Source organism: Coprobacter sp., assembly GCF_982436375.1.
The window spans coordinates 1-4,830 of record NZ_CEWDCG010000211.1 but is presented as its reverse complement, the minus strand read 5'-3'; the positions used below and the strand labels follow the sequence as shown (position 1 = coordinate 4,830).

General features: G+C 37.7%; 4 protein-coding genes. 1 reads left to right on the top strand and 3 read right to left on the bottom strand.

Annotated features, from left to right (window positions below):
- Positions 1-90: 90 nt before the first annotated feature.
- The 3 genes from glmM to AC1WHX_RS10445 form a co-directional block, all read right to left on the bottom strand.
- Positions 91-1,482, bottom strand: coding sequence for a phosphoglucosamine mutase (gene glmM, locus AC1WHX_RS10455; protein WP_122337212.1), 1,392 nt, complete (start codon positions 1,480-1,482; stop codon positions 91-93).
- Between the two features lie 27 nt (positions 1,483-1,509).
- Entirely contained in the window at positions 1,510-2,088 is a 579-nt protein-coding gene (bamK, locus tag AC1WHX_RS10450) for a BamK family beta-barrel-assembly machinery protein (protein WP_022390015.1), read from the bottom strand.
- Between the two features lie 116 nt (positions 2,089-2,204).
- Positions 2,205-3,233, bottom strand: a complete 1,029-nt coding sequence (locus AC1WHX_RS10445) for a DHH family phosphoesterase (protein WP_009319365.1) — start codon at positions 3,231-3,233, stop codon at positions 2,205-2,207.
- Positions 3,234-3,411: 178 nt separating this feature from the next.
- Here AC1WHX_RS10445 and AC1WHX_RS10440 point away from each other — a divergent pair.
- Positions 3,412-4,830, top strand: a 1,419-nt coding sequence (locus tag AC1WHX_RS10440) for a protein-disulfide reductase DsbD family protein (protein WP_481229308.1), incomplete at its 3' end; no start/stop codon positions are given.

The following is a 4,830-nucleotide window of genomic DNA, read 5'->3' as shown; positions in this document are numbered from 1 at the left end:
AAAAACACCCCAAAAGTTTTGTGTCTAACTTTTGGGGTGCAGTACATTCTGAGACGGCCTATTCTCGATACTTTATCTAAATTTCAAAACTTATTTTTTCGCCATTTCTTCAATTACCGCCATAACTTCTGCGGCTGTTTCCTCCGCCAGTTCAGGAGTTTTAGCTTCGGCATAAACCCGGATAATAGGTTCAGTATTCGATTTACGCAAATGTACCCATTTATCAGGGAAATCTATCTTCACACCATCGATATCCGTTACTTCATATTGTGCATATTTCTCTTTCACGGCCTTTAACAGGGCATCCACATCAATATCCGGTGTCAACTGCACTTTTTGCTTAGCAATGCTATAAGGCGGATAAGTAGCACGCAAAGCACTAACCGATTTCTTCTCTTTTGCCAGATGAGTCAAAAATAACGCGATACCCACCAAAGCATCCCGACCGTAGTGACTTGCCGGATAAATAACTCCACCGTTCCCTTCTCCACCGATTACTGCACCGGTTTCTTTCATTTTGGTTACGACATTCACCTCTCCTACAGCAGCTGCATTATATTGTTGACCATAGGAACGAGTCACGTCCCGTAAAGCTCTGGAAGAACTCAGATTCGATACCGTATTGCCAGGTGTATGCTTTAAAATGTAGTCGGCAACCGCAACCAAAGTATATTCTTCGCCGAACATATCCCCGTTTTCACAAATAATAGCCAGACGATCGACATCCGGATCGACAACAAAACCGACATCTGCTCCCCCTTTTTTCATCAAAGAAGAAATTTCGGTAAGATGCGCAGGCAGTGGTTCGGGATTATGTGGAAATTGTCCGTTCGGGTCACAATATAACTTTTCGATTTTCTTTACCCCTAAAGCTTCCAACAAAGCCGGAATAGCAATTCCTCCGACAGAGTTGACACAATCTACAGCGACAGTAAAACCTGCAGCTTTAATGGCATCGACATCCACCAGATCCAAAGCAAGGACACTCTCTATATGTTTCTGTGTATATATGAAATTTTCGGTAACTTTACCTAAATGATCTACATCCGCAAATAAAAAATCCTCTTTCGCTGCGATTTCAAGAACCTGATTACCTTCTGCCGCATTCAGAAATTCACCTTTCTCATTCAACAACTTCAATGCATTCCACTGTTTAGGATTATGGCTCGCCGTCAAAATAATTCCACCGCAAGCATTCTCCATCGTTACAGCCAATTCGGTTGTCGGGGTTGTTGCCAGACCGATGTTCACAACATCAAAGCCCATACCCATCAAAGTACCGACCACGCAATAGTTAACCATTTCTCCCGAAATACGGGCATCACGACCTACTACTATTTTATTTGTATTTACCGATGTCGTCTTGCGGATCAATGTCGCATAGGCCGCCGTAAATTTAACGATATCGAGGGGATTCAGACCTTCTCCGGCCTTACCGCCGATAGTACCTCGAATACCTGAAATCGATTTAATTAATGACATAATTGAAATTTTTTATAGTTAGGGTTATTATTGTTCACTCAATGAATACTCAATAAGATATAAATATGGAATAACAGACGAAATAGATTCGGTAAATCCCATTTTCGAAGGAACGATAACCTTTACAACAGCTTTATTTCCGACATATTGCAACGGGTACTCTATGCCAAGACCATAGGTTGTAGAAGAGGATGTCGTAACCGTATTATAATTGAAATAATAATCGTCGATATTTTCATAATAGAAATTACCTACAGCATCAGCACTTCCCGTAGAAGCAAGAGTATTTAAATTTTGCCGTAAAAAACGGAAATAAACTTTATCGCCTTTTTGTATAGGAGTACCATTCCCCTTAGAGATAATCTGCATATAAACACCGTCTTCAAGCCTGTAATACGGAGCATCAGCACTTTCCCTGTCTCCATTCGTAGTTTCTAAGTCATCGAGATTTGCCGGAATATCGGCCACTCTATACCCTTTTAAATATTTATCGATAGAATCTTGCTCTTCTTGCAATAACTCAGCGTAAGTTTTATCATCTTTACAGGAAGTTCCTATAACTAGGAATCCGCAAAGAAGCATAATCAATATAAGCTTTTGTTTCATTTAATCTATTTTTATTTAGTAAGAATTCTCTTGTTACAATATATACCTGATATATTAATCGGTTCAAAAATAACGAATTCGTAGAATAAGCAATCTATATAAGACAATAAAAAAATTTAATCTTTCAAATATCGGACATAAAGAGGTAATAGTTTGCGAAAACACTCCTGCGCCTCCTCCATCGTTCCGAAAAACTCTCCACCGGAAGCATTCAGATGACCACCGCCGTTAAAGTGTTCGGCTGCGATTTTATTTACAGGGAAAGTTCCTTTGGAGCGCAACGAAACTTTAATAAAACCTGTCTCTTCTCTCAAAAATACCGAACATACAATATTTTCTATACTTAAAGGAACATTCACCAATCCTTCACTATCTCCTTTCCGATAATGATAACGATTCAGTTCTTCTCGTGTCAAAGAAATCATCGCAGCACGATATTCCGGGAAAATCTCCATTTTCTGACTCACAGCATATCCGTTCAATCGAAGTTTATCGACTGAATTTGTATTGCAGACCTTCGCATATATTTTATCTTTATCTATACCTTTTTTTACCAATTCCTCTATAATGAAATAGATATCGGACTTATTGGAATTATAAGTAAAATTTCCCGTGTCGGTCATCATTCCCGTATAAATCGCTGTTGCACATTGAACATTCAAATCATCGAACATTCCCATACGGCAAATCAGACGAAATACCAGTTCACATGTAGATGATATTTCGGGATGAGAAATCGTTACATTACAAAACTGTTCGGGATCAAGATGATGATCGACCATGATTTTTTTCGCACCGGCATTCTTAATCGCCAGCTCCATCATATCTATACGCTTCAAAGCATTAAAATCGAGACAAAAAATCAGGTCGGCTTTTTGTATCAGTTCATTTGCAAAGTCAGTATAACGACTATATATCAAAATATCTTTAGCTCCCGGCAAAAATAATAAATTATCCGGCAAAGCATCCGGAACAATCACCGTAGCTTCTTTATCTATTGCAGATAAAAAATGATATAAACCCAAAGTAGAACCGACAGCATCACCATCTGGAGAAACATGACACACTATTACGATATGATCAGCCTCGTCTATCAACTTGTTTACCTGAGCAATTTGCGACTCAGGTATTATTTTCGACATCATATATTCATAAATTTAAGAAACAAAATTAGAAAAAAATCCCTAACCAAAAGCGGTTTTGAACAACAAGTTGTAAATCTCTTTCATTTTTATCACTTTTATACCGATTAAAACGAAAAATAGACTATTACTATATGTTTTTATGAAGTATCTTTGTATTTTAGTTTCAATATACACAAATATGAAAAAGATTATTGTTCTGTTAGCTTTCTGTTTAATAGCCTGTATTAATGCCCAGTCACAAAAAACAGAACCGGTCAAATGGAATACCCAAATCAACAATACAGAAAAAGAAAATTTCAAAGAAATTGTATTTTCAGCCCACATATTGGGAGAATGGCATCTCTTTGGAACACAGCTTCCCGAAGGCGGTCCTCATTCTACAGCCTTTGTATTCGATAAAATCGAAGGGGCGGTTTTATTAGGAAATATACAGGAAATCGATCGTCCGATAGAAGAATATAATTCTCTATTCGAAATGAATCTCAAATGGTACAATCATTCTGCCCGATTTATACAAGGAATCGAAATAATACCCGAAAGTGAAAAAGTCCTAATCGAAGGACATATCGAATATCAGGCATGTAACAATGTCACTTGTCTGCCTCCTACCCGTCATAATTTTGTATTAAAAGAAACTATCAATAAAATCATTCCGAATGCAGAACCTTCTATCTCATCTACCATTTCTACCCAACATGGACACTCAAATAAAGCTTATCTAAATACTTGGAAACCTGTAAAACAACAAATGGAGGCATTCGGAGAAAATCATGCCGGTACAGAAATCAGCTATCGCAAAGCTTACGTAAACGGATTTAAAGGAGGACTTTTATCTTTGTTGACGCCCTGTTTGTGGCCGATGATATTGATGAGCATATATAGTTTTCAACAGCAAAGGTCATCACGCAAACAGTCTATTTTTCGCACATTATTATACAGCGTTACATTATTAATTGTATTTCCGCTCTGTGGAATCCTGCTCACATCAGCATTCGGGATACAGATCTTTTATCAGTTTACAACAAACCTAATATCTAATTTATTCTTGTTTATTCTGTTCGTCATACTGGCAGCATTTTTACTCGGAGCATTTCATTCCTCGATCATCAGCAAAAAAAAGGCTGTCGGTAATTTTATCGGATTATCGATTCTAACAGTTTTACTATCACTCTCCTGCACAGGATCTTATATCGGATCATATCTTACGCAGGCTGCATCACTGCATTCGATTTTAGGACCTTATCTAACTCTCACGGGATTTGTCTCGGCTTTTGTTCTTCCGGTTGCAATCATCCTTATTTTTATAACATGGAATCCTGCAACACCCAAGCAAGCTCACCGGCTACTGCTACTTAACCGAATCACAGGTTTTTTCATTTTGGCTTATTCCCTGACTTTTTTATCCATAGCAGATCTTATATACGGCAAACATTTACTAAATCGGGAAATTTTCCTTGTTTTATGGATAATCATTTTCTCACTTTTAGGAATATATCTGATCGGGAAACTAAAATTTACTCACGACAAAGAGACTCCGTCGATAAGCGTCGGAAGATTTTTTCTTGCCATATTGACTTTTAGCTTTACACTGTACATG